The sequence below is a fragment of the Bradyrhizobium sp. Pa8 genome, assembly GCF_052588265.1.
In genome coordinates this window covers 183491-209142 of the sequence record NZ_CP176768.1, presented here as the reverse complement: position 1 = coordinate 209142, position 25652 = coordinate 183491, and the positions used below count along the sequence as shown (strand labels likewise).

General features: G+C 60.5%; 30 protein-coding genes. 16 read left to right on the top strand and 14 right to left on the bottom strand.

Translation table 11 applies throughout. The annotated features are described in order from the left end of the window. Positions 1–787 precede the first annotated feature (787 nt). From repA to ACKWRH_RS46255, 4 genes are all read left to right on the top strand, one after another. The gene (gene repA / locus ACKWRH_RS46270; RefSeq protein ID WP_024342299.1) at positions 788–2002 is read left to right on the top strand and encodes a plasmid partitioning protein RepA; all 1215 of its coding nucleotides are present in this window, start codon (positions 788–790) and stop codon (positions 2000–2002) included. Continuing rightward, positions 1999–3018: a plasmid partitioning protein RepB gene (gene repB / locus ACKWRH_RS46265; protein ID WP_445222671.1), complete on the top strand. Its 1020-nt coding sequence runs from the start codon at positions 1999–2001 to the stop codon at positions 3016–3018. The genes repA and repB overlap by 4 nt, the downstream gene beginning before the upstream one ends. A 197-nt stretch (positions 3019–3215) precedes the next feature. Then, positions 3216–4448: a plasmid replication protein RepC gene (gene repC / locus ACKWRH_RS46260; RefSeq protein WP_445222670.1), complete on the top strand. Its 1233-nt coding sequence runs from the start codon at positions 3216–3218 to the stop codon at positions 4446–4448. Between the two features lie 108 nt (positions 4449–4556). Beyond that, complete coding sequence (locus tag ACKWRH_RS46255) at positions 4557–4976, top strand: hypothetical protein (protein WP_445222669.1); 420 nt, start codon at positions 4557–4559, stop codon at positions 4974–4976. Between the two features lie 141 nt (positions 4977–5117). Here ACKWRH_RS46255 and ACKWRH_RS46250 read toward each other — a convergent pair whose 3' ends face one another. Then, on the bottom strand, positions 5118–5318 hold the full coding sequence (locus ACKWRH_RS46250) for a hypothetical protein (RefSeq protein ID WP_445222668.1): 201 nt from the start codon (positions 5316–5318) through the stop codon (positions 5118–5120). 148 nt (positions 5319–5466) lie between these two features. Here ACKWRH_RS46250 and ACKWRH_RS46245 point away from each other — a divergent pair, with 148 nt between their 5' ends. The 3 genes from ACKWRH_RS46245 to ACKWRH_RS46235 all read left to right on the top strand — a co-directional run bounded on the left by ACKWRH_RS46245 (position 5467) and on the right by ACKWRH_RS46235 (position 6876). Further along, the gene (locus tag ACKWRH_RS46245) at positions 5467–5649 is read left to right on the top strand and encodes a hypothetical protein (RefSeq protein ID WP_445222667.1); all 183 of its coding nucleotides are present in this window, start codon (positions 5467–5469) and stop codon (positions 5647–5649) included. A gap of 708 nt (positions 5650–6357) precedes the next feature. Further along, on the top strand, positions 6358–6669 hold the full coding sequence (locus ACKWRH_RS46240) for a DUF736 domain-containing protein (RefSeq protein ID WP_445222666.1): 312 nt from the start codon (positions 6358–6360) through the stop codon (positions 6667–6669). A 63-nt stretch (positions 6670–6732) separates the two neighbouring features. Further along, the gene (locus ACKWRH_RS46235; protein ID WP_445222665.1) at positions 6733–6876 is read left to right on the top strand and encodes a hypothetical protein; all 144 of its coding nucleotides are present in this window, start codon (positions 6733–6735) and stop codon (positions 6874–6876) included. 20 nt (positions 6877–6896) lie between these two features. Here ACKWRH_RS46235 and ACKWRH_RS46230 read toward each other — a convergent pair whose 3' ends face one another. The 3 genes from ACKWRH_RS46230 to ACKWRH_RS46220 form a co-directional block, all read right to left on the bottom strand. Next, positions 6897–7202 carry an HU family DNA-binding protein gene (locus tag ACKWRH_RS46230; RefSeq protein ID WP_445222664.1) on the bottom strand — a complete coding sequence of 102 codons (306 nt, stop codon included), beginning with the start codon at positions 7200–7202 and terminating at the stop codon, positions 6897–6899. Between the two features lie 146 nt (positions 7203–7348). Beyond that, positions 7349–8707 (bottom strand): IS701 family transposase, encoded by a 1359-nt coding sequence (locus tag ACKWRH_RS46225; RefSeq protein WP_445217214.1) that lies wholly within the window; start codon positions 8705–8707, stop codon positions 7349–7351. Between the two features lie 33 nt (positions 8708–8740). Beyond that, positions 8741–8920, bottom strand: coding sequence for a hypothetical protein (locus ACKWRH_RS46220; protein WP_445222891.1), 180 nt, complete (start codon positions 8918–8920; stop codon positions 8741–8743). A gap of 848 nt (positions 8921–9768) precedes the next feature. Between ACKWRH_RS46220 and ACKWRH_RS46215 the strand changes: the two genes are divergently transcribed. Further along, the gene (locus tag ACKWRH_RS46215; RefSeq protein WP_445222663.1) at positions 9769–10530 is read left to right on the top strand and encodes a ParA family protein; all 762 of its coding nucleotides are present in this window, start codon (positions 9769–9771) and stop codon (positions 10528–10530) included. Then, complete coding sequence (locus ACKWRH_RS46210) at positions 10520–11215, top strand: KorB domain-containing protein (RefSeq protein ID WP_445222662.1); 696 nt, start codon at positions 10520–10522, stop codon at positions 11213–11215. Before ACKWRH_RS46215 ends, ACKWRH_RS46210 begins: the two co-directional genes overlap by 11 nt. Before the next feature lie 243 nt (positions 11216–11458). Here ACKWRH_RS46210 and ACKWRH_RS46205 read toward each other — a convergent pair whose 3' ends face one another. Beyond that, entirely contained in the window at positions 11459–11617 is a 159-nt protein-coding gene (locus tag ACKWRH_RS46205; protein WP_445222661.1) for a hypothetical protein, read from the bottom strand. Between ACKWRH_RS46205 and ACKWRH_RS46200 the strand changes: the two genes are divergently transcribed. Continuing rightward, entirely contained in the window at positions 11616–12134 is a 519-nt protein-coding gene (locus ACKWRH_RS46200) for a plasmid mobilization protein (RefSeq protein WP_445222660.1), read from the top strand. The two genes, ACKWRH_RS46205 and ACKWRH_RS46200, sit on opposite strands and share 2 nt — an antisense overlap. Further along, complete coding sequence (locus ACKWRH_RS46195; RefSeq protein WP_254114046.1) at positions 12131–13204, top strand: relaxase/mobilization nuclease domain-containing protein; 1074 nt, start codon at positions 12131–12133, stop codon at positions 13202–13204. Before ACKWRH_RS46200 ends, ACKWRH_RS46195 begins: the two co-directional genes overlap by 4 nt. A 342-nt stretch (positions 13205–13546) precedes the next feature. Here the strand turns inward: ACKWRH_RS46195 and ACKWRH_RS46190 are convergent, their stop codons facing one another. From ACKWRH_RS46190 to ACKWRH_RS46175, 4 genes are all read right to left on the bottom strand, one after another. Then, positions 13547–14053 (bottom strand): hypothetical protein, encoded by a 507-nt coding sequence (locus ACKWRH_RS46190; RefSeq protein WP_445222659.1) that lies wholly within the window; start codon positions 14051–14053, stop codon positions 13547–13549. After that, complete coding sequence (locus tag ACKWRH_RS46185; RefSeq protein WP_445222658.1) at positions 14050–14946, bottom strand: SMODS domain-containing nucleotidyltransferase; 897 nt, start codon at positions 14944–14946, stop codon at positions 14050–14052. Before ACKWRH_RS46185 ends, ACKWRH_RS46190 begins: the two co-directional genes overlap by 4 nt. A gap of 248 nt (positions 14947–15194) precedes the next feature. Beyond that, on the bottom strand, positions 15195–15458 hold the full coding sequence (locus tag ACKWRH_RS46180) for a DUF1883 domain-containing protein (protein ID WP_254114050.1): 264 nt from the start codon (positions 15456–15458) through the stop codon (positions 15195–15197). 2 nt (positions 15459–15460) lie between these two features. Then, a complete protein-coding gene (locus ACKWRH_RS46175; protein WP_254114051.1) occupies positions 15461–15679 on the bottom strand; it encodes a hypothetical protein in 219 nt (72 codons plus the stop codon). 103 nt (positions 15680–15782) lie between these two features. Here ACKWRH_RS46175 and ACKWRH_RS46170 point away from each other — a divergent pair, with 103 nt between their 5' ends. Together ACKWRH_RS46170 and ACKWRH_RS46165 are read left to right on the top strand one after the other, a co-directional pair. After that, entirely contained in the window at positions 15783–16139 is a 357-nt protein-coding gene (locus ACKWRH_RS46170; protein WP_254114052.1) for a hypothetical protein, read from the top strand. Positions 16140–16146: 7 nt separating this feature from the next. Continuing rightward, on the top strand, positions 16147–16713 hold the full coding sequence (locus tag ACKWRH_RS46165) for an ImmA/IrrE family metallo-endopeptidase (protein ID WP_445222657.1): 567 nt from the start codon (positions 16147–16149) through the stop codon (positions 16711–16713). 40 nt (positions 16714–16753) lie between these two features. On the opposite strand, the gene ACKWRH_RS46160 is transcribed toward ACKWRH_RS46165, so the two are convergent. The 5 genes from ACKWRH_RS46160 to ACKWRH_RS46140 form a co-directional block, all read right to left on the bottom strand. Beyond that, positions 16754–17302, bottom strand: a complete 549-nt coding sequence (locus ACKWRH_RS46160) for an NYN domain-containing protein (protein ID WP_254114054.1) — start codon at positions 17300–17302, stop codon at positions 16754–16756. Between the two features lie 176 nt (positions 17303–17478). Then, entirely contained in the window at positions 17479–18222 is a 744-nt protein-coding gene (locus ACKWRH_RS46155) for a hypothetical protein (protein ID WP_254114055.1), read from the bottom strand. A gap of 390 nt (positions 18223–18612) precedes the next feature. Next, a complete protein-coding gene (locus tag ACKWRH_RS46150; RefSeq protein ID WP_445222656.1) occupies positions 18613–19629 on the bottom strand; it encodes a hypothetical protein in 1017 nt (338 codons plus the stop codon). 104 nt (positions 19630–19733) lie between these two features. Next, the gene (locus ACKWRH_RS46145) at positions 19734–20981 is read right to left on the bottom strand and encodes a type II toxin-antitoxin system HipA family toxin (protein ID WP_254114057.1); all 1248 of its coding nucleotides are present in this window, start codon (positions 20979–20981) and stop codon (positions 19734–19736) included. Beyond that, positions 20974–21309 (bottom strand): helix-turn-helix domain-containing protein, encoded by a 336-nt coding sequence (locus ACKWRH_RS46140; RefSeq protein WP_060907918.1) that lies wholly within the window; start codon positions 21307–21309, stop codon positions 20974–20976. The genes ACKWRH_RS46145 and ACKWRH_RS46140 overlap by 8 nt, the downstream gene beginning before the upstream one ends. A 188-nt stretch (positions 21310–21497) precedes the next feature. On the opposite strand from ACKWRH_RS46140, the gene ACKWRH_RS46135 reads away from it, so the two are divergent. The 3 genes from ACKWRH_RS46135 (at position 21498) to ACKWRH_RS46125 (ending at position 25592) form a co-directional block, all read left to right on the top strand. Further along, the gene (locus ACKWRH_RS46135; RefSeq protein ID WP_254114058.1) at positions 21498–22091 is read left to right on the top strand and encodes a DUF6088 family protein; all 594 of its coding nucleotides are present in this window, start codon (positions 21498–21500) and stop codon (positions 22089–22091) included. Between the two features lie 178 nt (positions 22092–22269). After that, positions 22270–23568, top strand: coding sequence for an SIR2 family protein (locus ACKWRH_RS46130; protein WP_445222887.1), 1299 nt, complete (start codon positions 22270–22272; stop codon positions 23566–23568). Then, positions 23565–25592, top strand: coding sequence for an ATP-binding protein (locus ACKWRH_RS46125; RefSeq protein WP_254114060.1), 2028 nt, complete (start codon positions 23565–23567; stop codon positions 25590–25592). Before ACKWRH_RS46130 ends, ACKWRH_RS46125 begins: the two co-directional genes overlap by 4 nt. The last annotated feature ends 60 nt before the right edge of the window (positions 25593–25652 follow it).

The following is a 25652-nucleotide window of genomic DNA, read 5'->3' as shown; positions in this document are numbered from 1 at the left end:
GTCGCGGGCGCGAACGGGATGGCACCAAGACCCCCCGTTGGCGGCACACCGGAACGCGGCGCCGCCGCAGAAAGTCCCCGTTGCAAGAGGCGTTTATCCAGCGTCGTGAATTTGGGGGATTTTTTGGCGACCATGGTATTTTAATACCAAGTAAGACTGCCTCGAATATCCGCTCGCCGCGCGCCGGGCGGGGCGTGTCCAGCAGATCCGGACCGAAGCGTCGACAGCGTGTTTGCCCGGCGGCGGTACAGCGTAGGCGGGGAAGCCCTCGATTCATCTGCGACGGCTCGGGAATAGTGAGCCGACGTTGCCGACTCTTCGCCCGTCCAACGTGGGCGCTGAAAGGCCCGTGTCGCTGACGAGGCGGCTGAAGCGGGTTGACGGGGGCTGGATGCAGCGTGCCATCACATCATCCGCGGTGAATAATGTCGCGGCGGCCGCGCTGGCAAGAGTAGGGGAGGGGGACGGTTCGGAGCACTTTGCGGAGCTGCGCGGGAGGGTCTCTTTGATCGAGACGATGCACAATGGCTGCACCTTTCGATGCAGCGGCGGGAGCGGGGGGCGCCGACTCATGCTAAAGTAGAGTTCCGCCCGGTCGCTGGAGGCTTTGTTGTCAGCTGACAACAGCCGCACGATGCACCGAAAAGCGCCATTGCTTGTGGGCAGCGCGCCATTGGGCGTTAACAACTCGTTAACCCTTTAATTCTTGCTCAAATCATAGAATCGTGGCCATCTCTCAAGACGGAGATCAGGCGTCTGACGCGCAGAAACCGTCTTGAGAAAGCAAATGCCGAGCTTAGCGGAAGATTCACTTACCATGAGCGAGACTGCGTCTGCCCGGATCACCCGGCACGCCGGCATCCTTTCCGGCCAGCTTCGCTCGCTGGCGACAACGCTTTTCCCGCCTTCAGCCAGTAAGTCTCTCCGCTCGTTCTCCTCAGGGGAGGTTGCGCGAATTGTCCGCGTCTCCGATGGTTATCTCCGACAGCTCTCCCTCGACGGACTTGGACCGACCCCAGCGACCGGACTTGGGGGCCGCCGATCCTATACCCTGGCTCAGATTCATGAGCTGCGCGCGTATCTAGCCACGGCGCGGCCCCGAGAAGCGTCGGAATTTCTCCCGCGCCGCCAGCCGGGCGACAAGCTCCAAATTATCACCGTCGCCAACTTCAAGGGCGGGTCCGCCAAGACGACGACGGCATTGTATCTTTCCCAATACCTCGCCCTTGCCGGCTTTCGGGTCCTTGCCATTGACCTCGATCCGCAAGCGTCGCTCTCCGCGATGTTCGGGTACCAGCCCGAGTTTGATATTGGGGCGAATGAAACTCTCTACGGTGCAATCCGGTATGACGAGCACCGCCGGCCGATGCGCGACATCGTCCGGCCGACCTACTTTGACGGGATAGGTCTTGTTCCGGGCAATCTTGAGCTGATGGAGTTCGAGCACCACACGCCTCGCGCAATGATCGAGCGGCGTGAACGCGGACACGACCTGTTCTTTCGCCGAGTCGCCAGCGCCATCGACCAGGTTGCCGACGACTACGATGTCGTCGTTATCGACTGCCCGCCCCAACTTGGTTACCTGACCATGGGCGCGCTAAACGCGGCCACCGCGATGCTCGTGACCATCCATCCGCAGATGGTCGATGTTGCATCCATGAGCCAATTTCTCCTCATGACGTCGGATCTCATGTCCGTCATCGAGGAAGCCGGCGGGCGACTCGACCACGACTTCATCCGGTACGTCATCACGCGTCACGATCCCAACGACGTGCCCGAAGCTCAAATCGTGGCCCTCCTTCGTAATCTCTTTGGATCGGATGTGCTCCAGGCCACTGTTTGGAAATCGACTGCAATCGCCAATGCTGGCCTCACCAAGCAATCACTTTATGAGCTGGAGCGCGGCGCGGTAGGGCGGGGCGCCTACGACCGCGCGTTGGAATCAGTCGACGCGGTCAATGCCGAAATCGCGCAACTTCTTAAGAAGGTGTGGGGTCGATGAGCAAACGTACTGACACTATCAAGAGCCTTTTCACGGCCCCGCAATCAAGCACGTTGTCAGCTGACAACGTGCCCGCTGCCTTGCCGCGGGTCTCGTCGGGCTCGGTCCGCTCGTTGAAGGATTCTTTTTCCGAAGTCGAGAAGGAGAACGAGGAGCTTCGTGAAAGAATCGCGTCTGGGGCTGTGATCCTTGAAATCGACCCTTCGCTTATTGATCCGTCACCCCTGTCCGACCGGTTTCGCGACAATGATGATAGCTCGTTCGAAGCACTCAAACAGTCGATCGCACAGCGTGGCCAAGAGGTGCCCATTCTCGTTCGGGAGCATCCTGAAGCAAAAGGGCGCTATCAAAGCGCGTATGGTCATCGCCGCGTCCGCGCCACGCGCGAATTGGGTATTTCCGTCAAAGCGATCCTGCGATCGCTGTCAGATGAAGCCCTTGTCGTGGCGCAAGGACTCGAGAACGCACCGCGCGAGGATTTGAGTTTCATTGAGCGCGCCAGCTTCGCGATGCATATCGAAGATGCCGGGCATAGCCGGTCAATCGTGCAGGATGCGTTGTCGATCGATCGGGCTGAGGCTTCGAAACTCCTTGCCGTCGCTCGATCGGTTCCACCCGAAGTCGTTCGAGCAATCGGGAAGGCTCCGAAAGTTGGCCGCGGCCGCTGGCAGTCCTTCGCTGAATTACTCAAGGATGCCGCGGCGCTCAAACGTGTCAGAGCGGTGATCGCTGACCCGAAATTTGCTGAGCGGGAAACCGACGCGCGATTTCTCGCAGCATTCTCAACAGCAAGCCGTCCATCTCCCGCGGGGACATCGAAGCCATCGGAAGAGAAGCCAGTCTTTTCCGCATCCGGGGACAAGATTGCGCACGTGCGTCAGATCGAGCGCGAATTGAAGCTTACCATCGACAAGAATGTCTCGGCGACATTCGCGGCATTTCTTGTGGACCAACTCCCGGCTATCTTCGACGCCTTTTCCAAGACGAGTGGCGGCCAGGAAACTACCGAGGCCTGACGGCCTCGTCCCGTAAACACGAACCAGGAGCAGACAAGGGAAAAGAAAAAAGGCCCCCGAAACGGAGTTCCGGAAGCCTTCTCTTCAAGTTTGGCGACTGACAGAGAATCACTTTCGCGAATCGCAGTCAAGAGTTTCCACGCGATTTCATCGCCGTTTCGGCGAGCAGGTTTTCTTTGCCCAGCTGAGGCAAAGACATGCAGTCACACTCTCCAACGACGCCCTTTGGGCGGCGATCGCTGACGCTTGCCCATGTGGCAAGCCAGATGGTCACAACCGAACGTCCTCCCGAAAAGATCGTGCACAAGTGGAAGATCTTCCACGCCATCTGCACGGCACGGCCGCGCCTAGGCGTGTCGGAGCGCTCCCTCTCGGTACTGAATGCGCTGCTGACCTTCCATCCCGAAACCGCCCTGACAGGGGAGGACGATCTGATCGTCTTCCCCTCGAACCATCAACTCACTCGGCGAGCGCACGGCATGCCGGCATCGACGCTGCGGCGTCATCTCGCTGTGCTGGTCGACGCCGGGCTGATCGTTCGGCGCGACAGTCCCAATGGCAAGCGGTATGCGCGGAAGGACGACGCCGGCGAAATCGAGCTCGCCTTCGGCTTCGATCTGTCGCCGCTGGTCGTGCGGTCAGAGGAGTTCGAGAGCCTGGCGGCCGATATCGAAGCCGAGGCCCGCGCACTCAAGCTCGTACGAGAGCGCATTACGCTGTGCCGGCGCGACATCGCGAAGATGATTGCAACTGGCATCGAGGAAGCCGTCCCGACGCGAAGAGGAGGGCAGGGGCCTGCCGATTGGCAGGTCGTGCACGCCGCCTTCCGCGCGATCGTCGACCAGATTCCGCGCACGGCCACGCGCCAGCAGCTCGAGCCGATCGCCGACGAGTTGTCTCAGCTTGCCGACGACGTACTCAATCTTCTGGAAGCACACATCAAATCCAAGAATCCGAGCGCCAATGAGTCCCACTCTGAGCACCACATACAGAATTCAAAACCAGAAGCCCCTATTGATCTTGAACCTGTCCTTCGAGAAGACAGGGCGGCGGGAGCTGAGCCCAAACCTCAACCCTCGCGAGTCGGGGAGGGAGCGTATCCGTTAGGAATGGTCCTGAGTGCGTGTCCTGACATCGTCGATTATGCGAAGGGTGGGGTTTCGAACTGGCGCGATTTCCTCGCTACTGCGGCCGTTGTGCGATCGATGCTGGGCATCAGCCCGAGCGCCTGGGAGGAGGCGCAAAAGGTTATGGGCGAGGTGCCCGCAGCCATCGTCGTCGCGTGTATCCTGCAGCGCGGGACGGCGATCAATTCCGCCGGCGGTTATCTGCGCGGCCTGACGCGAAAAGCCGAGGTCGGCGAATTTTCGCTTGGCCCGATCCTGATGGCGCAGATCAGTTCTCGCCGGCGAGACAAGCAGCGGGCGTGAGACGATGAGGCGCCGTTCCTAGACCTTGCCTTTTTCGTGTGATCGAAAATACCTGCACTGACCCAGCTGCTGCGCTGTGTCGATGCAAAGTTGTTCGGAGAGATCGTCATGGGAAAACACCCTCCAATCGTCCTCACGCCGTTCCTCCAGCCTCGTGATGAAGGGGCTGCGGAGCAACGGATGTACGTGGCGGGGTTCGCGGACGAGGCGGGCGAGGCCTGGGGGACGCTGATTCCTTTGGATGCGGAGATGGTCGAGCACGCCGTTCTGGGACAACAGACATTCACCGTCTGGTGCAACTCCGACGGTCGCATGCAACCGCAGCCGAGCGGCGATAGTCTGTTTGAAGAGCTTCTGGAGAAAGGCCAATTGAAGGAGACGCCCCTCGATGAGCTCGTTGCCGAAGCCATCGAGCAGGGCAAGAATGAACCCAATGATGACATCCTCGATATGTTCGAGACCCTGCATGAGCGGCTGGTGCGGGCGGAGGGCATGGTCGCTGACGAGATCGCGCGGCGCAGGCGATGATCCTTCGCGGCGCGCGTGCGCGGTTTCATGCTGCATGGGTGAGCTTGTGATAACGCGAGCACCGCGACCGCGGGTGGCCGACACCCGGACCGGTCGATGAACACATAGAAAACCGACGACCGGGCCGCGCTCCGACTAGTCTTAAGTTTCGCCGGAGCCGGAAAACAGCGCCGTCGGTGGCATCGCGCGCGGCGGCGGGAGGGTCCGGCCGCCCGCGGCTCCCGGTCTGCTCTTGAGATCGTATCGCTGGGCTAGGTCGAGTAGCCGCCGCTTGGTGAACGGGTCCGCGTCCTCCGCCAGATCGCGCGCCCGCTGCGCGAAGCCCCTGTAAAATTCTTCCACGACGCCACCCCCGCAACATCACTGAAAATCGGATTTCAGTGTGAGACGCGCTTCGCGTCAAGCGGTCTGGTGCATGCGGACAACTTTTGGCGATCTACTTGTGCTCGCGGCGTACCGGGAACTAAGCTGGTCCCGGCAGGAAAAAACCATGACTCCGCTCTACCCGAGCCGGAAGCTGTGCCCGAAGTGCGGGAAGCCGATGACGGCCATGCCCGACGACGTCGCGCCTGGCCAGCCGCGCTACGTCTGCCTGGCCTGCGAAGACGACCCGCTGCGCGATCCCGCCGCCCGGAAATGGGCGGAAAGCCCGCTGCGGCCGCCGGCCAAGTAACGTTCGAACCGAAATCGAGCCCGGCAGCCGGATTGCTGCGGAGGCCGATTGTGCCCACAAACCTATCCAATGCTGTGGCGTTGCAACCCGCATGCTCAGCTTCATTCCATTGCGCGTGCGGGCGGAATAGTCGCGGAGTCGGCGGCCGGCATGTCCACCGACGCTAGCATCTGTCTCACGCCTCGCAGGGCGGTCGGTCGCGTGGATGCGGGGGACGGACTTGCAGCCGCATGGCGAGAACGTCGGCAGCCTCGTTATCGATGTTGCGATGGCCACTTCGATAGGTGCGCCGACGTTGCTGACAGCGATGCTTCTCTGGTAGGCGATGACCCGGCGCTTAGGTGGCCTGCTTATGGTGAACGACGTTTCGCTGGGACGCTCGTTGCCCTGAGATCCGAATGGCACATAGGGCCGTTTGTCTTCATTCCATGTGTTTTCGCGACAGGCGCTCCCATCTGCGTCCTCGATAGAGGCTGGTCTGACCGAAGGCCGATCCCGCTTCGCGGGCTCTCGATCTTGTCCCTGCAACGTCCGTCCTCGACTTTCTTCCCCTGGCGCTGCGCGCCATTCCTCGCGGTCCAAGAAAGTCGCTGCCGGCCGCCCTCCATTTCATTTCGGCCCTTTGGGTGCAGGTCGATCGCCTCCGGTCTCACGACCGCCATCGAGGTCGCGATAGGCGCGGCCCGAGAAAACCAAGGGAATGAGACAATGGCTACCATCGGCACCTTCACCTCCACGGGCAATGGCTTCTCCGGCGCGATCAAGACGCTGAACCTCAACGTCAAGGCCAAGCTGATCCGCGTCGAGAATCCTTCCGACAAGGGACCGCACTTCCGCATCTACTCAGGCAACGTCGAGCTGGGCGCGGCCTGGCAGAAGATCGCCAAGGACACCGAGCGGGACTACCTCTCCGTCAAGCTGGACGATCCGAGCTTCCCCGCTCCGATCTACGCCACCCTGACCGAGGTCGAAGGTGCGGAAGGTCTCCAGCTGATCTGGTCCCGGCCGAACCGGGACTGAGGCTCCGCCAGTGGGGCTCCGCCGCAAGGCGGGGCCCGCTTCCCTTCGACCGGAGATGCGATCATGACCATCGACACCATTGAAGAGTTGCGCGCCGAGCTGCGCGACTGCGCATTCACACCGGCGGAGCGCAAGGCGCTTGAACTCGAACTGGCCGAACTCATCCGTCAACGGGACGAAGCGCTCGCAGCCGAGGAGGGGGCATAAGTCCCCTCGTCTTGCGTGCCTTAGGAAGCACCGTCGTTAGGGGCCGCTCCTCCGTTCAGAACGTCCTTGATGGCTTTGGCAGGCGTAAACGTCAGCTTTTTCGAAGCTGCGATCGCAATCGTTGCGCCGGTCGAGGGATTGCGGCCCTCGCGGGCGGGGCTATCCTTGACCTTGAACTTGCCGAATCCGGGAAGGCTCGTCTCGGCTCCGCTGACGGCCGCATCAGCGATGGCCTTGAACACGCTATCGACGATGGATTTCGCTTGAGCTTTTGTCAGGTCGTTCTCGGCTGCAATCTTTTCGGCGATCTCATTGGCAGTCGTCATTGGACGAGCTCAGTCTTGTTTTGATTTTGCTCGTCTGACATCAAGGCCCTGGAACAGATAGGGCCGGCATCACAAGCGGAGCCGTAATCCCCGAAAAAATTGCCAGCCTAGCACTACTTTGGCAGATCTATTTGCGCTGCGGATTTTCACGGATTCGTCTTCTGCAACATGGGCATCGCTGGGATGGCGGTCGAAGAATGAGATCGACGATGGCGTGACGAACGGCCGGCAAGCTTGGCTGAGGCGGGGGTCCGTTGATTCTTTTTTTTCCGCCCCGCTTGTGCGAGGCGACGGTGTTGCAAGAAGGCGTACGCGATCATGGTCATGAGTGCGTGACGATGAAGACCTTGCCAGGATCGTCCCTCGAAGTGATCAAGCCCGAGTTCCTCTTTCAACTGCTGATGCGCCTGTTCGCAGATCCATCGCGCCTTAATCGTGGCAGCCAGTGTGCGCAGATCTGTCGCGGCCGGCAGATTGGCGAGATAGTATTTCTTCTCCCCTGAGGTCCTGTGTTCACCGATCAGCCAGGCCTCCTCGCCGGGAAGATGCTGCTGGCCCTTATCCTTGATCCGCTGCGGTGGTCCATCGGCGATCCGCACCCGAACGGCCGCAAAACGCGCTTTCAATCGACCCTTGGTCCCGGTTCGCCAGCTCACAGTTTGCCATTTGGCATCGGCGAGCATGTCTTCGGCTGCCCTCGACAGGATGTCCGGAATGTACAGCTTGCGGGGACGCCCGCGCATAGCGACTGGCCAGATCAACTTGACGCCGACCGGGTACACCTTCTGGTGACGGGGGATGCCAACGGCCCAGACCAGCCCGCGTGCCGTGAGCCCTTGTCGAAACGGCGCGCTGAGGCCGTATCCTGCGTCCGCCAGCACACAACCAAAGCGCACGCCGGCCGTCATCGCGCGATCAATCTCGGCCAGAGCAATCTCTGGCTTGGATCGCGGCGCCCGGTATTCGACCGGTACGCCGGCGCGCTTCAAGCGTGCAGCGTCGCTTGTCCAGCTCTCTGGCAGGAAGAGACGCAACGCGATCATCACCGGCACTTCGCCGCGCGCAAGCGTCAGCGACACCAACGTTTGGCAATTTGCCGTCTTGCCAAGCGCCGAGGCATATTGAGCCGCGACACCGACCGAGCGTTCGCCCTTCTTCGGCACCGCGGTGTCATCGATAACCAGCACTGCATCGTCGCCGCCGACGAGCCGGTCGGCCTGACTGAACAACTCTGTCTCCAGCGGCGTCGCGTCCCAGACGCCATCGGCAATGAAATGGTGCAGCTGGTCGTAATCGCCCGCTGCAAAGCGCTCCGCCATCGGTTGAATGCTTTTGCGTTCACCAGGGCCGATCAGCCCCGCAATGTAAAGCGGACACATCCGTCGCCGGGCCTTATGACCCAAGCGATCCAGAAATGGCTTCAGCCAACGTTCGAGTTCGTCTTCCCAATCCGACGTCGCGTTCCCCATGGTCGGCGCTCCAAAAGCCGACCCCCTATGAATCATTGAAAAATCGATTCGGGAATCCTGACAGGCTCATTAAACCGACGAAACTGCCAAAGTAGTGCTAGGATAGTTTCTCGTCAGCTGCAGCAGCATAACGGCGCCTCCGCTTGGCACACTCGAGCCGTTCGAACGCTTCGACAGCCTCAGCACTGCCATGGAAGGTTTGTGCACCATGGTCTGCACATTCGTGCCGATCCGACCCCAGTTGCGGATCAGTGAAACTTCTCTGAACAGCGTCGGCTTCGCGGATAGCTCGATGCGGCGATGCCGAATCGAAGATCAGCCATACGCGGCGCTACTCTGCAAGGATCGGCAAGTTTTCCGGAGCGCTTGCAGAATAGGGCTTTCCCACATGATTGCTTGGTCTGTCGCCGGGTCTAGGGCCTTTGCGCTCGAAGTACGTTCCCTTTCGAGTGCACAAAGGGCGCCCAATTCCGTGGTTATTGGGGCTCAAACCAATCACTACGAGGATCTGGCAACAATAGAGAGGACATGACGGCCTGAGCTATGAGTACGACAGCTCGGTAGACTGCAACTGCTCTCCAGATGCCAATAATGTCCGCGAGCAAAAGCATAAAACTCAGAACGCCAAGCCCGAAGACACGACTTTCATCCAGTACATGCGAAACCCTTGAATTGGCCGACTTGATTAGGCGCCAATGCTTAAGAAGGAGAGTGGGCTCCCGGCCAATAAGGCCAGCCTACGAGTGATACTGCGTTAATCGTTTGGGCGAGCCCCTCCGGGACAGCTCTACTCGCGCCGCCCGGCGGCGCTCCCGGAGCCCGCAAGCGGTCTCCGCGCATTCGCGTGACGATCCTCTCGCGACCGTGTCGACAGCAGTGGTCCAGCAACGAGCACGGTCCCAGCCGCGCTTGCCGGTATTTGTTCCTTCCGTTGGCGATGTACTGACCTGACTCTTCTGGCAGGGGATTCGCCGGGTGAATTTCGGGATCGTTCCGGTGATCGGATTCGCAATCGCTGTTGGTTCAAACCAACACCCCCACAAAACGATGGACGAGGACATGAACCCAGCGCCGCCAGACCCATTCCGGATTTTGAGATGAAGACCATTGTCATCAACAATCAAAAGGGCGGGGTCGGCAAGACGACGCTTGCTGTGCATTTGGCTTGGTTCATGGCGGAGGCGAATCTCCGTGTTCTTGTGATCGACGTGGATGCGCAGAGCAATGCATCGGATACGTTGAGGCACTACGCGGGGTCAACGTTAGCCGCGGATCTGTTCAAACCGGGGACACGGGTCGTCTCTCGTGAAGGCGAAGGCCTAACGCTCGCGCCGGCCGATAGCTCGCTGACTGATCTCGATCGCAGCAATGCCGCCGCCATCACGACTCTGCAAGAGAACCTCGCTATCGCGTCAGATCAGTTCGACGCCTGCGTCATCGATACGCCGCCATCACTTGGACTGCGCAGTGTTGGTTGTTTGGTCGCGGCGTCGCATGTCCTGGCCCCCATTTATCTGGAGGACTATTCGATCAAGGGCGTCAAAGGTCTGATGCAGACCGTCATCGGCGTGCAGAGGCGTTATGGACGCCAGGATACGAAGTTCCTCGGGTTGCTGCCTTCGAACTTCAATACGAAATCGCCCCGTCAAAGGACGCACCTTGAGCAACTGCTGCGCGAGGCCGGCAAATATGTGTTCCCCGGCCAGATCGTTGCAAGGGATGGCTACGCTGAGGCCGTTGCGGAACGCCTGCCGGTCTGGAAGCTCAAGCGCCGCTCTGCGCAGGAGGCTGGTCGCGAAATCCGTGATGTTCTCGCCAAGATCGTCGGGCAGATGAACGAGACGGCACATGGCGCTTGATCTCAGCTTTAAGCAGCTCATCGACGCCGCGGAAGATGGTGTTGCCGCAACCGGGCAACCGACTTCCATCTCCATCGATCGCATTGACGAAGATCCAGGCCAGCCCCGTCGCAGCTTCCAAGCTGATATCTCGCGGAAGCTCGGCAAGCCCAGGGACTGGGTGTCTCGCTACGCGTCGGTCCAAAGTATGCCGGAATTTCTCCGGTCGAAGCTTGCCGGCTCGTCAATCCGTGCTGTGTATGAACTCTACCAGGCTTGGCGTGAGCAGCCCAACGCCGTCGAGACCATATGTGCAGCGCAGGAGTGCTTTACCGACGCCCACGCCCGCCAGCTGGCTCGCAAAATTCGCAGCGAAGTTGGCGGCTCCCATGCTGATCGCGAAGGTGCCGCTGGAGCTCAATCGGCACGAGGCCCGATCGCACCGCAAGCGGCATTGCGCCCCCTAGCAAGAGACCGTGTAACGGCGACCGCGGAAAAGCCCCGGAGCTCGTCGGTCAATCGTGACGAGCGAAAGAGCACATCACTGACGATCAGAGTGCGCCACCAAGATCGCACAGGCTGTCTTCTCGTCGATCGGCTCGCGTCTCAGGGCTCACGCCATGCCGTGCTATTGATCGATGGCGCAGAAGAAGCGGAAGAGGTGCCGGCATCGACCATCACGATCGAAGAGATCATTTTCGCATGAAGCTGGCCTCATACTGTCTCCTCAGAAAGGCTGCTGCGCTTGGCATGCCGGCGGAGCGGATTTCCCATCCGAAGGATGGCGCGTTAGCGCAGCAGCCGGAGGCCGAACGCGCCCCCCGCAGCGCTGTAGAGAGGCCGGAGGCTGCTGGAAAGCCGCGGTCCACATGCTCGGTGCCCGTGTTGCCGATCCGCACGCGCAACGTTCGAGCAATGCAAAGGTTAGAGGAATGTTGCGCATCGATCGTCACCTGGGTTGGATCTCACCTGCAGCAAATGCCGAGCTTTGATTGCCGAGCCGGTTGGTTTGAACCAACATCGAGGGGGTGGAGAGATTCGCATTTTCTAGTGCAGGATAGGCTTCGCGCCAGCGATGTATTACATCGCGATTGGGATTGGACTGCATGGCTCTGATCTCGCTTCGCGTCTCCGACGAAGTCGCGGCGGAGTTCTCAGCTTTCGCAGCGACCCAGGGCGGAAAATCCGCGCTGCTGCGGCGTCTCATTGCTGATGCACTAGCTGCACCAGCGCCGCGCATCTTGGCGTTGCCAGTCGGACGACCGGAGAAGGTGACGGTGCGATTTCGCGAGAGCGAGATGCGGCAGCTCGCTGAAGTGTCACATCAGCGCGGCATGACCCGAACCGGCTGGATCGTCGCCCTGGTGCGCTCGCGGTTGGCATCACCGGTGCAGCATTCGCCGAGCGAGCACGAGGCGCTTCGCGCGATTGTTCGCGAGCTGAACCGGGTCGGCGGCAACATCAACCAGATCGCGCGTGCCGCAAACACCAGCGTGCTGCAGGGCAGGGCGGTCGAGCCCGATCCGTCCGCAATTCAGGAGGCCAAATTGGTCATCGAAAGAGAGCTCGCGCAGTTGCGCAATGCCCTACACGGCAACGCAGATTATTGGGATGGACGGCGATGAGCCGGCGCTCGCCGCGGCCGAACGACCTGGCGTCCGAACTTCCGCCGATCTCGTATGTCTGGGAAACGCCCAATCGGCGCCCGCGGCGGGCCGAGTGGGATATCCCCGATCCGGCCGCTCCCGGCGGCCTCACGCCGGCGATGCGTGCAAAGCTCGAGCGCATCGTGCGCCGAGCACCAGAGGTGATGGTCAAGATCACCGGTCGTACCAAGGGCGTGGCGCATCTCAAGTCGCACTTGGCCTACATCACGCGAAACGGCGAGCTCGATGCGGAAACAGAGCAGGGCGCAACGCTGTCAGGTCGTTCCGGATTGAAAGATCTGCAGCAACGCTGGGAGGATGATGCCTGTCTCGACGACAGGCGTCGACGTGATGGATCGCTTTCGATCAACATCATTCTGTCGATGCCGGCTGGCACCGATGCGGTCGCCGTTAAGGAGTCAGCCCGGGCATTTGCCATCGAGACGTTCGGCTACAATCACGACTACGTCTTTGTCCAGCACCTCGACGACAAGCATCCCCACGTGCACTTGACCGTTCGGTCTCTGGGCCATGACGGCAAACGCCTCAATCCGCGCAAGGCGGATCTTCAGGCCTGGCGAGAACGGTTTGCCGGCGAACTCCGGCTTCGCGGGATAGCGGCGGAGGCAACGCCGCGGCGAACCCGCGGACGGGTTCGAAAAGCCGATCGCGGGGCGATCCGCGCGATGCGCAAGCGTAAGATCACGCCCGAGGTCGATCGGCTCGCCCGCAAGGAGGTGCTTTCGGAGGTTAGGGGCGGTAGGACTGCCAAACACCCCTGGGACGAGCAGATCAAGTCACGTCAGGACGCGATCCGGCGGCGTTATCTCGACTATGCCGCCGAGCTAGGGCGCTCCGGAGTGGCGGCAGATCATGTGCTGGCGCGACAGATTAGGCAATTCGTCAACGATATGCCCGCTGTCGAGACCCGCCGGCATGCGCTGAAGAACGAGCTCGCGGAGCTCGCTAATAGCCGTCGCCGCAACACGGAGCGGGGGGGCGATGCCGATCTGGGTGATCACAAGCGAGACAATGAGCGTCCAAGATGATTGCCTCCACCGGAGGACAAGACTTTCCTCGAGCTAGGTTTGATCTCCGGCAGCTATTGAAGCGTCTGAGACACATTCCGTTTGCTTCAATGGCGGGAAGGGTTAGGCGGGCTGAGGCAAGCTTCAGAGTGGCCCAGCTCAAGGCGCCTATCTCTTTGGGGAAAGTTACTGTCAGGCTTATAACCTCGCTGCACACCAGCTCTGCTTGTCATCCCAACAAAGCTGACCTCGCGGTCGAAAGGTTCTGTAGGCTGATGAGGGGTTTCCATCCGACGCTGGTTCGGTGATGGCTGAGCTGGCGCGGTCGACCTAAAGCAATGGGCTTCCATCATGGCGCCGTTTTTATCTGGGAGGATCGTCGCCGAAGGTGTAGTGGCCGGTCCGGATCTTGGCGCGCGCGCGTTTGAAGCACCACTCTGGCGGCGTATACGCCTCGTTGTTGGCATTTTCCAGCCGTGTCCGGGCTTCCTTGTACTCAGCCTCGAACACGTCGAATGGTTTGTGGGGGCCGACCGCCGCGAGATCGCCGAAATAGATTTCGAGATTCTTGTACTCACCTGCAAGCCGTGTGGCAGTTGGCAGATGCTCATCGAGCTTCAGGGCGGCATACACCGCCGGCACGATCCCGGCGATTAGCGCCATGGTGGCAGTGACGTATTCGTACCGATTGTCGCCCTTCAGAATTTCCCAACTTGCGAGCGCACCGAAGATGATAGGTACAACGACGAATACGATACGCGTAATGCGCAGCGCACGGAGCCAGACCATGAGGGTGTTGGATGTGTAAAGGCAGCGTTCCCACTGCTCTTTACACTGCGCTTTGAGAGCCGCCGCTGCTTCATCGCTCATATCAGAGGCATATCGTCGCCGAAGATTTTCTGCCACTCGATCCCCGCCATGATCGAATCATTGTTTGACTCATACTCGCACGCTTTGACGGCGCGAGCATGCCCGCTTTCAGCTCGAGATTTCCACGCTTCGCCGATCCAGATGAGCTCGTAGGTGCGAGGAACCCAAATATGGCTGTTGGCTTTGCTGACTAAGAATTTGAGAAAGTCGCGCACCATCCAGTCGTAGTAGACGCGGCTCTTGCCGGCGTGCTCCCAGGACGACAGAAAATCCACGGCGAGGATCTCGATCCAGAATGATTTGAGCGGCACCGAGCACTGGCCTTGCCAGCACTTCATCATGCGGATCAGCTCGCGCGTGTTCTCGTTGGTGGTCTTGTTCGAGTCCGCGACCGCTTTGTACTCGGCGTCAGGATCGAACTCCTTATAACTCCCGCCATTGGTCGTGAGTGGAATCCAGAACTTGCCCGTAGTCAACGGAAACGCCGGCACCAACTCGACGGCGTACGAAGCGAACGGCACCTTGATCACCGGACCGTCGCCCCGAACGTCGGTTTTGGGGAAGCTTGCCTTAAGCGCGTCTTTCACTTCCTGCAAAAGCTGGGACTGCTTGTTGCCGTTGCGCAATTGAAATCGGTCGTAGACTGATTTCGGCAGCTTGAACAGAACATCGACATCGCGAGGCGGTCGGATGCGCGTGAATTTTCCCCAAGAGCCGACATAGAAGCTGTTGTCGGTTTCCGATGCTGACGACCAATATTTCAGGTTGAGCACCTTGCAGACGCTTCCCCGCTTCGTTTTGCCGTCGTCAATCTGCGTCGTGCTTAGCGTGATGTTATTTAGGAACTTACCGAACCGTTCTGTGACACTCAGAGTTGACACCCCCACACCCATTACGACCTCCTGTCATGATGTGGACTATATGCAGCAATCCCCCAACCACTGACGACATGATGTGGGGCTCCATGAGTCTTGTTGCAACCCTCGCTTCAGCGGTTCTTAGGTTGCACCCGTTATTCGCCCTGTGTTTTTGGCCAGCTGAAACCAAGGTCGGTTATTACATTCCGAGCAAACCGGCAGCCCATGCGGCAGCCTTGACGAGGCCATAACAATTCATGCGCGTTGATCGGTGGCTGCCTAACCTATGAGAAAACCCTAACGCCGGCCCTGATCGCGCCGGCACGACCACCTAGGTCGATGGCCACATGCCAATGACCCGACTGCGGCACCCGCAGCCGCACCGGCGACTGTCGGGCTGCGCCGCCAAAGTAGCGGTGCTGCCGGCCTTGCCGATAGCTCTGGAAGTTGCCGGCATCCATCAGCCGGACAGTGGCGGCGTGGTCGAGGCTGACCTCGACCACTTCTCCGCCGCTCAGATAACCCAAGTCGTTGTGAAGGAAATTCATGGCTACTTGTCCTTCACGGTCGTGTTGGGGTGGGACTGGCCGTGCTTGGTCGTGACATAGCGGCCGCTGATCGCGCTGCGGTAGTGCGGCCCGCTAGACCCGTGCTTGCCTGGGGCCTCGTGGACAGTTGTGCTCGGGTGGCTGCGTCCATACTTGGGAGTCACATACTGCCCGGTCGTTGCGCTGCGGTAAGGACCGCCGCCTTTAGAAGATTTCGACATGCTTGATATCTCCAAATCGACAATTGCCGGAACGGTATCAATTGCTAGATTGCAATCGTGGCCCGATTCGGGCCCAAGATCAAGGCAGGCGAGTCCAAGGCTAATGGCGTCAGGAAAATTCGACGGGGAGGCATTCTTTGCTGCAATCGACAGCGTGCGAATTACGCGCGATCTCACTTGGAAGAAAGTGGCCGAACAATCGGGCGTGCCGGCGTCGAGCCTAACGCGCATGTCGCAAGGCCGCCGTCCGGATGTGGATAGCCTGGCCGCACTGTGCGCCTGGTCCGGGCTCAAGGCCGAGCAGTTCACCCGTGGCGTCCCGAAGCCGAAAGAGGGGCGGGAGCCACTGGCGGAGCTGACGGCGCATTTACGCGCCGATCCCAATCTGTCGAAAGAAGGCGCCAAGGCGCTGGAGGCGCTCATCAAGGCCGCGTACCAGCAGTTCAGGAAAAGGCAGTAGCTGGGAAATGGCCTTACGTCGGGGGTTCAAAGCTGAAGCAAATTGGTATGCGAGCAGCCTCCGCAAGGAGCTGGACATCGCACCCCATCTTCCGCTTTGCCCCTGGCAATTGGCCGAGCATCTCGAAATCCCCGTCTTCCCGCTGAGCGACTACGCCAAGATGGCGCCTGAAGCCGTTGCCTACCTTCAAACCGTCAACGGCCAGAAGGACTTTTCAGCGGTGACATTGGCCGCGGGGCGGGAGCGGTTCATCGTCCACAACGACGCCCATGACGAAAAGCGTCAGGCTGCCGACGTCAGCCACGAGCTGGCGCATGGCCTGCTGTTGCACCCGCCAATGAGGATCCTCGACCCGTCGGGGACCCGGAATTACGACAAGGCAATGGAAGAGGAAGCCAACTGGCTCGGGCCCGCGCTTGTCGTCTCGGATGAAGCCGCTCTGCATATCGCCGCGCTTGGGCTGACGATCGCCAAGGCCTCAGACATGTACGGCGCGAGTGAACCGCTGGTCCGAATGCGGCTCAACGTCACCGGCGCCTACCAGCGGGTGGCAAACCGTCGTCGTTATGCCTGAACTTTAGGAGCAGGCAAACGGCGGCCTGTTTAGGCGAGCGCTACGCAGCCGCTGGCGATGCGGCCCGGGTGAATTCATCGAGCTTGCCATCCAGTTCGAAGAAGTTCGCCGCGGTGTCGCGGAGCTCCTTTGCCGCCTGGCCCCAGAAGGCCACCTCGACCTTAAAGCCACGCTCGATCAGTTTTGCGACGACCGGCACATAGTCCGAGTCCCCGGCAACCAGCAGGATATCGTCGTTGTCTTTGTCGATGACGTTGAACGCGTCATCCATCATGGCCGTCGCGATGGCCACATCGACCTTCTTCTCCTTGTTGCCAGCGTTCTTGTTGTAGACTTGGGTCTTGAACCCGGCCTTGCCGACCATCTTCCAGAACGAGTCGCCGGGAGGTGGCGATCCCCACAGCTTGGCTACCGTGTCCTCGCCGCTGACGTATTTGTAGAGCTTCCCGTAGTCCAGCACCCAGCCGTGATCGACGACGCCCTTGTTCATGGCATCAACGATGTTCTTGGCCATCCCCTTTTTGACGGCCGAGACGCGGGTGCCTTCGATGTAGAGGTTAGAATTGTCGACGTAGGTGTATGTGGTCATGCGGGCGCTTCTCCAATGAGGATCGTAAGAAAATGATCAAAATAATGATTTTGGAAAATAATAACCCCGAACGAGCGGGGCTTGACCTATGTGGGCATGCGGTGCCGACCTCGCAAGGCCTCGACCTTCAGGCGCCGCGCATTCGCGATCGGCCGACGATCTTTCGCGCGAAACGCCTAGGCAACTGCGGGTGAAGCGGAGCCTTGGCCGCCATCGAGCAGCTTGAGCGCCCTATGCGAGGCGGTCACGCCGCCGACCACCCGCACCATCGCCTCCGGCTCATCGGCATCCCCACTGACGCGGACGCCCCCGAAGAGCTGAAATACCCAGATTGACATCTCCGGGAAGTCCATGCCTTGCACTCCCTCATAGACGAGGGCGCCGGCGCCAATGTCTTCCCTGACGCGGGCCCGGGCATTGCCAGCGAGCAGCCTCCGGTGGACCTCCTCGCCGGGCCGGTTGAGAAAGCCGGCCCATATCCCATGCCTCTGCCGATCGAGCACCACCCCCCAATGGTGGAAGAGCAGACCCTGCGTGATGAACTTGAACAGCTCGCCGACCCGCTCACCATCAAAGGGCAGCGTCATCGCCGACACGAGGATACCGTTTTGAAGCGTCAGCTCCTGCCGGTGGCCAGCCGACAGCCGCCCCTTCAGCTTCGCGTTCTTGTTCAGGCGCCGCTCCACCATCTGAGACAGCATCGCCGTGGCATCCAGGTGATTGCTGGCGAACGGTAGCACGGTCGTCAAATAGTGCTCGTGGCCACTCTTGACGTTATTGCATGCTTGGCAGGCCGGGACCTTGGGCAGATTCGCCCGACGCTCAATCAGCAGGAATTCCCGCGCGAAGACATGATCCATCGTCTCGGCAGTAGCGATGCCGCAGTAGACGCAGATCTTGCCGACGTGCCGTTTGCTCATGACGCCCGTATATCATGGCATCGAGCCGCGTCGACCCGCAAAAGGCGCCGAGTAGATCGGCTGGAGTTCAACTGGCGCAAGATCGCAGCACCCAACCTGCGGTCACAGAATCGCTCATTTCGCTCCCGTTGAGCGATCTGCACCACCGGCCAATAAGGTCGCTGTGAATAGGCCCGCAGCGTCTGCCGGCAAGGGCCTCCGCACGTATCCACCGCGCGCAGGAATAGAAGCGCGAGCCGAAGCTTGGTGCGACCCACCCTGTGCCTGCCCGAGAACTGCGGGCCTTGAATTGTCCCGACCGACCGCGATGGCGCAGCCGATAACCATAGGGTAATCTGATCTAAAGGCTATTACAGACGATTCTTGCGCACTCTGTTTCCGTGGCTGGTTTCAAGTCTCGCCGCTGATGCGTCGCTCCAAGCCGAGCGGCACAATCCAGCCGCCTGCACGGTCGTATCGAGCAAATTCGTCAGAATGAACGGCTGTGACCAGGCGATTTCGCACGGCACTAGGCTCCGCGTCGATGGCTGCGCGAATAAGATCGCGCTCGATCCCGACAAAGACCGGTCGGAGGTTGAGGCGAGCGAGCGCTTCCTGATCGGCGGGCGCGACGTCGGCGTCGGTGACTGGCCCCGCGCGGGTAACGATGCCGCCGACAAGCCCCCCGATGGCGCTGGCCTTTTCCACGTCCCGTACCGGTGCGGCGTCGAGCAAGGCTCGCGCGCGTCCGAGATCGTCCTGGAGCCTTCGCGCAAATGGTTGATGCGTGAGACGATGAAGGGCGCCCGCCAATTCGGCATGACCGAGTGGCTTGATCAAGTTGGCGATATGCAGCCGAAGAAGGCCGATGAACAGCGCGTTCTTCTCTTCGGGATCGATGGGCTCGCCTTCATCGACGGGATCGCGGACCGAGAGATGAACATCGGCTGGACCAGCTACTGCCATTCCCCAGCGCGTTGCGATCGCGATGCGTTTCACCGTGACCTTGCGACCCTGGGCGGTGACATCGATCCGTCCGGCCTGCGTCCATGCGCGATCCAGCGCCTTTGCGGGGCCTCCGACATCATGGCAGCCTTTCGCCTCGGCGACCGTCAGCAAGGAAAGGTCAGAGGCGCAGGCGATCCAATCGGGCAGGTCGCCGCGAAACAGACGCTTGACCTTGACCTGCCTGCGGCGGTCCAGGTCGATGGTTCGGCTGCCGAGATGTGCAAAGATCGAAAGATTGAAGTGTCGCTCGAGATAGGCGCGGGCGACGAAGCGTCCAAACAGACCTGAGAGCGCGACTTTGACTTCGCGCGCCTGTCCAAGCGGCTCTCTGAAGATGAAAGGCGTTCCCGTGCCGGTCGGCGCCAGGAGTGCGTCGAGAATGGACCACGCACCATAGGCGGCGCCGGGTGTCTGCAGCACCTCCCGAATGCCGGCATCCTCGATATCGGAGACTTCAAGGTCGACGGTCGGGCCGGTGACGGGGCTCGCGGCCGCGGGGTCGAAGCTGTGAAGAAAGGTCCGTGTCAAAGGGCCAGCGCTCGTTTGAGATCATCGTGCTCGAAAGCGCTGGCCATGCGATTGATCTCGGCCGCGCGGGCGCCGACGGCCTTGGCCGTGTCGCGCCAGGTCGCGGTTGCGGTCGCGACTTCCTTGATGATCGCGCGGGCCTGCGGCAGCGTAAGCCCGAAATATTCCGACGCGGCCTCGAGCAGATCGAGCGAGCAGGTACCTTCGTCGAGGTCGATGTTCGTTGTCAGCACCCGCGCCTTCACATCGGCGGGCACGGGATTGAGATCGTAAGCTGGAGAGAGCGACCATCCCGCCTGTCCCAGCCACAGGAAACCGTGGTTGCGCAGGTGATCGTCGACATTGGAGATCAGCACGTTGAAGACGACACGCCGATAGAGGGCATGGGCGTCCGTCTTTCCTTGCGCTCCATGCTGCGCAAGAGCGTCGACAATCTCCGGGTAGCTGCCGCGCTCGCCGTCTTTGGCGCCCATCATCGCCATGGCGGACAGGAACGGGATGCGGACGGCGTCATTGCGATCGAAACGGCGTGACAGCATGACAGACTTGCCGGCCACCTCGATCAGTTCGTGTTGTGGGGTGGTGATGCCGGCCTTGCCGGCGAGCCGCAGCGCAATCTCCTCCCAGGTCTCCATGCTGTAGTCGTCAGTCTCCTTCGGAAACTTGGCGATCGAGAGATGGCCGTGCTGGTCGACGACCGAGGCCTTCGGCCGGGCGCCGCCGAGGGAGGAGCCGGGCGCGAAGATGAGCTGGAGATCTTCGTCCGTCTCCTCGTCGCGGAGAATGCGCTCGGTGATCTGGAGCAACCGGCCGAGTTCGATCAGGGCGGGCACGCCGGCGCGGATCGGCGCCTGGAAGGTTTCTTCGCCAACCCAGCGGAAGCGGAGTGCGCCAAGCCGCGTTTCATCGGCAACGCCGAGCAGATAGTCACTTTCGGCAAGCGTGCGAACGGCGCGGCCTTCGCGATCGGCAAAGCGGCGTTCGGCGCGCTGCATGAGACGGCGGCCCCAGGTGTCAGGCGCGGAGTCGCCGATGGAGCCGAACGTCGCCAGTCCGGCAGGTGGGGCGAAGGCGCCGCGCGTCAGGGCGAGGGCGGGTTCCAGGGAGAACCGGTCCGGATCATCAAGCCATGCGCCATCGTACTCGAAGAGGATGGTCTCCGAGCCTCGGGCACGATTGCTCCTCGCCAATCCGATACGACGCGTGCGGCCGCCGAGATCGATATGCACCTCGAAGTCAGCCATTGCGAGAGGCTCCGGTCTTGCGTTTGAGGTGGATATGCTTGGGGAGCTCGGCGCTGGCGAGCGCCTGGCCGACGCTGTCGTTGCTGATGTCGGCGACCTTGATCAGGCCGTCGAGCAGGCCGAGCGCCTGGAGAACGCCGGCATAGATGCCGATGCTGACGTTGGTGTCGCCGGCCTCGACTCTTTGCAGCGTCGAGCGGGATGTGAAGGCGCGCTCGGCGACGACCGCCATCGGCAGCCGCCGACGCCGCCGGGCATCGTGGATGTCCGCGCCGAGCTTGCGCAGGGCCCGCCGAACGGCGGCGGGAGGATTGTGGGGGGTCGGCATTTGGCACCTTCGCACTACAGATTTGCCGAATATGTAGCACGAAGCTTACAAATATTCTAGGCCGCTGGGGCGGTATTTACGTAGTGGGAAGCGCGGTGCTCGCCAAAGCGTATATATCGGCCAGGAAGAAGACCTGCTGGTTGAGAGCTGTCAGAAAACCGCATATATTTCTGACAGGAGAACAGGTCATGCAGCGCTTGACCGAGCAGATTCTAGCACACGCTGAGAGGCTGCCAGAGGGCACGCCGGTGGCGGCTAAAAGCCTTCTCCACCTGGGCAATCGGGCCGCGGTGGATCAGGCTTTGTCGCGTCTGGCCGACCGCGGCAAGTTGATCCGGGCGGGACGGGGCGTCTACCTGCGCCCACTCACGGGCCGGTTCGGCACCAGGGCTCCCTCCGTCGCGGAGGCAGTTGAGGCGCTGGCGAGCCAGCGTGGTGAGGTCATCGTTCCGAGCGGGGCGGCCGCTGCAAACACCCTTGGCCTTACGACCCAGGTGCCGGTCCGATCGGTCTATCTGACCTCGGGCCGCAGCCGGACGATGCATCTCGGATTCCAGGTCGTCGAGCTTAGACATGCGCCGCGCTGGCAACTTGCGATGGCGCATCGGCCGGCCGGCGAGGCGGTGCGAGCGCTGGCTTGGCTCGGGCCCGAGCAGGCTGAGGCAGCCTTAAAGATGTTAAAGCAGAAGCTCCCGCCGGTTGCCTTCAGCGAGTTGGTCGCCGCAGCGCCGCAGCTTCCGACCTGGCTGGCACGTAGCGTGGGGAAGGCCGCCCATGGCTGACGCCGTTCATCACTTTTCAGTCGTCGATCGCCGCGAGTTGCTGAGTGTCGCAGCCGACGAGTCGAGGCGAGCGACGGATTGCCTTAAGAAGGGTGTATCGGTGGTCTGGGTGCATGGCGAGCTGTGCGGATGTCACGCATAAGGCAAACGAGGCGGCGAAATAGAGGCGGCATAAGCAATGGGGGACGCGAACAAGACGGAGCCATCGAAGCTCAGCTTCAAGTTCATTCGCGGCGTTGACGGCGAGAAGACTGATTACGAGTGGCCCGATGGTGCGGAGATTGTCAGAAAGGCGCTAGCGGAGTCGCTGAACGCCAAAAATGTGGCCTTCCTGCTGGGGGCCGGCTGCTCGTCGTCGTGGGTCAACGATAAGGAGGTCGGCATCCCAACGATGGCCCCGCTCGCGAAGGAATTCACGGCGGTACGGAAGAAAGATGATCAATCATTTCCGACGGCCGATGAACGCAACGTGCTGCTGAAGCAGTTTGGCATTGACATCGGCGCGGCCGAGTACGCGCGCAATTTGGAACGGCTGATGGAGCTTCTGTTCAGCCTGCGCTTCGTCCTGGTGCGCAGTTCGCTGAATGACGCGGCGACAAAACTCATGACTGTCGAGTCGATCATCAAGAAAGTTCAGAAATTTCTTTGGGCCAAATGCACCAACGGCGCCTTCGCGAATGGCGACCGCACAGTCATTGGCTTGTACGAATCCTTCTACCGCAAGCTTGTTCTGCGAGATCGATCTCTTCCGCGTCCGTGGGTTTTCACCACGAACTACGATCTCTTCAACGAGACCGCGATGGACAGGCTCGGCCTGCCATACACGAATGGTTTTTCCGGTGTTGTCGAGCGACGCTTCAATCCAGCGACGTTTCGGTACGCCCTCGCTGAACAGCTCGATGTGACCAGCCGCAAATGGTCTGCGGTCGATGGCTTTGTCTATCTGTGCAAGATTCATGGATCCATTAGCTGGACGGAGGACGACCACGGGCTTTTCCCGATCCGGGAGACAGCCGTCTCGACGGAGCCCGGAAAGGTGATGATCTATCCGACGCCCGCCAAGCAGAATTCCAGCTTGGGCTCACCGTACGCCGACCTGTTTCGCGAATTCCAGTCGCGCATTGTGCGTGAACAGAGTGTGCTGTTCACCATGGGGTATGCTTTTGGCGACGAGCACATCAACAATATCATCTATCAAGCTCTAACGATCCCCACGTTCCGGCTCGTGATCTTCGCGGATCCAAATCTCGACGGCGAGATCGCCAAGCTGCGCGCGCTAAACGATCCTCGAATTTGGATCATCGGCGGTGACGGGCGGGTCGCCGGCCGCAAGGCTCACTACTTTGATACCATCGTCGAAGAGTTCATGCCGCAGCGCCCGAGCGAGCGCATTGATGACGCTGTTCGGAAGGTTCTTGAGGCCATGGCGCCGAAGAAGGAGGTCGCACCTCCCCAGAAAGGGGAAGACGACGAATGAGCCGGGACGATCGGAAACGCGCAATCGGCAAGGTGGTCTCGGTCGCGGCGGACCGCTTCGTGATCGAGATGCATGCGGGCACGGACAATTTCACCGTAGTTGGGTTTGACGACGTCCACTATGTCGCAAGGCTCGGCTCGTTCCTGATGATCCCGGTGCAGACCGAATATGTCGTTGTCGAGGTTGTCGGCTTGCGTGAGCGCGACGTTGGCGGTGGCAGTCGCAGCGAAGGGGAGCTCGATAAGGCATCCTCGGCGAAATATCTTGATGTCGTCCCGGTTGGGATGCTGCCGCTAGATCGGCGCGAACGATTTCGCTTCGGTGTCTCCGTGTTCCCGTCGCTCTATGCCGACGCGCTGTATGCGCTCGACGTAGAACTGGATCGGGTCTTCGAGACCGATATGCCCTCTGAGCCTACGCCACCGAACAACGACGTTCCGCCAACGCCGCCAGACGCGACCCGCTATCGGGCGCTAACGATCGGCAGATCGGTCATTTTTGAAGGTTACGACGTCAAGGTTCGGATTGATGATTTCTTCGGCGGACATACCGCTGTCCTCGGAAACACAGGCAGCGGAAAGTCCTGCACGGTTGCGTCGGTGCTTCAGTCCTTGTTCGAAAAGGCAGATGAGCATCATGCACGCGGTGCGACATTCATCATATTTGACGTCAATGGAGAATATGCGAAGGCGCTGTCGCCGCTCGCGAAAGATAAGCAAATCGGCGTGGACCACGTCGTTCTTGATGGCACGGCCAGCAAGGAGCGCTTTCGTTTACCGCACTGGTTTTTGGAACAGTCGGAGTGGGAGCTGCTTCTCCAGGCCAGCGAGCGCACTCAGCTACCGATACTCCGGATGGCGCTCGGCTTGGCAACATTGTTCTCGGCCGGCAGCGCAGCGGAGTTGAAGGGGATCAAGAACCACATTCTTGCGACCTGCCTGAGCCAGATTCTCCGCGATGACACGGGCAGCCCCTCAAAACATGATCGCATGGTCGGCCTGTTGCAGAGATTCAACACGCCCGAGATCAACAACCAGAAGATCGCGCCGTTCATCAAAATCGGCTTTGGGCAGATGGCCAACCCTGCCGGCTTGACGACCTACTTGTTGGGAGACGCCAAGGGCGGTGGATTCATCATCGAAGGTTTGAAATTCCCTGCATACGCCAATCTTCCCTTTGAGTTTGGCGCGTTGGGCGAAGCTCTCGACTTGGCCATTCTATACGAGGAGGCTCACGGCAACCGTCAGATCCGTGACTATTGCTCGCAGATGTTGACGCGCTTCAAGTCGCTTGAGGAGCGGCCTGAGTATGCGTTCCTGCGCTACGACCTGCAAGGAGGCCAAGCCGGGCCGTCGTTGGAGAACTTTCTTGAGCAGCTCCTCGGTTTGGCACGCGACGGAGCGGGGTGGGTCAAACGCAACCAGATCGTGATCATCGACATGAACGCGGTCGAGGACGAGGTTGTCGAGCTCGTAGCGTCGGTGCTTGCCCGGATGGCCTTCCGCTTGCTCCGGCAAGCAGAGCCGCGGAACCGGTTTCCAATCCATCTCCTTCTCGAAGAGGCGCATCGGTACATCGCGGAGAAGCCATCCCGCTATGCCATCGATGCGAGCCGGGTTTATGAACGAATTGCCAAGGAGGGTCGAAAATACGGACTGTTCATTCTCGCCGCCTCTCAGAGGCCGAGCGAACTCTCGAAGACCATTCTTTCGCAGTGCTCGAATTTCGTGATCCATCGTATCCAGAATCCCGACGACCTTTCTCATATTCGGCAGATGACCCCTTTCATCTCCGAGGCGGTCTTGAAACGGCTGCCGTCTCTCCCGAAGCAACATGCTCTGGTTTTCGGGACGTCCGTGAATCTCCCGACCACCTTTCGCGTGCGTGATGCAAATCCGTTGCCCGCAAGTGATGACGCGAGAATTCGGGACTTGTGGTTCCACGAAGAAGGCAGAACAGCTCAAGTTCGGATTGCGCCGACAGTCTTCGAACCGGGCGAGGAAGTCGCGGCTGAGGGGACATGAAGCGACGATCGGCAGTTGTCGAAGGACCGCTTGCATTCCGCACTGCGTGGATCATTGCCG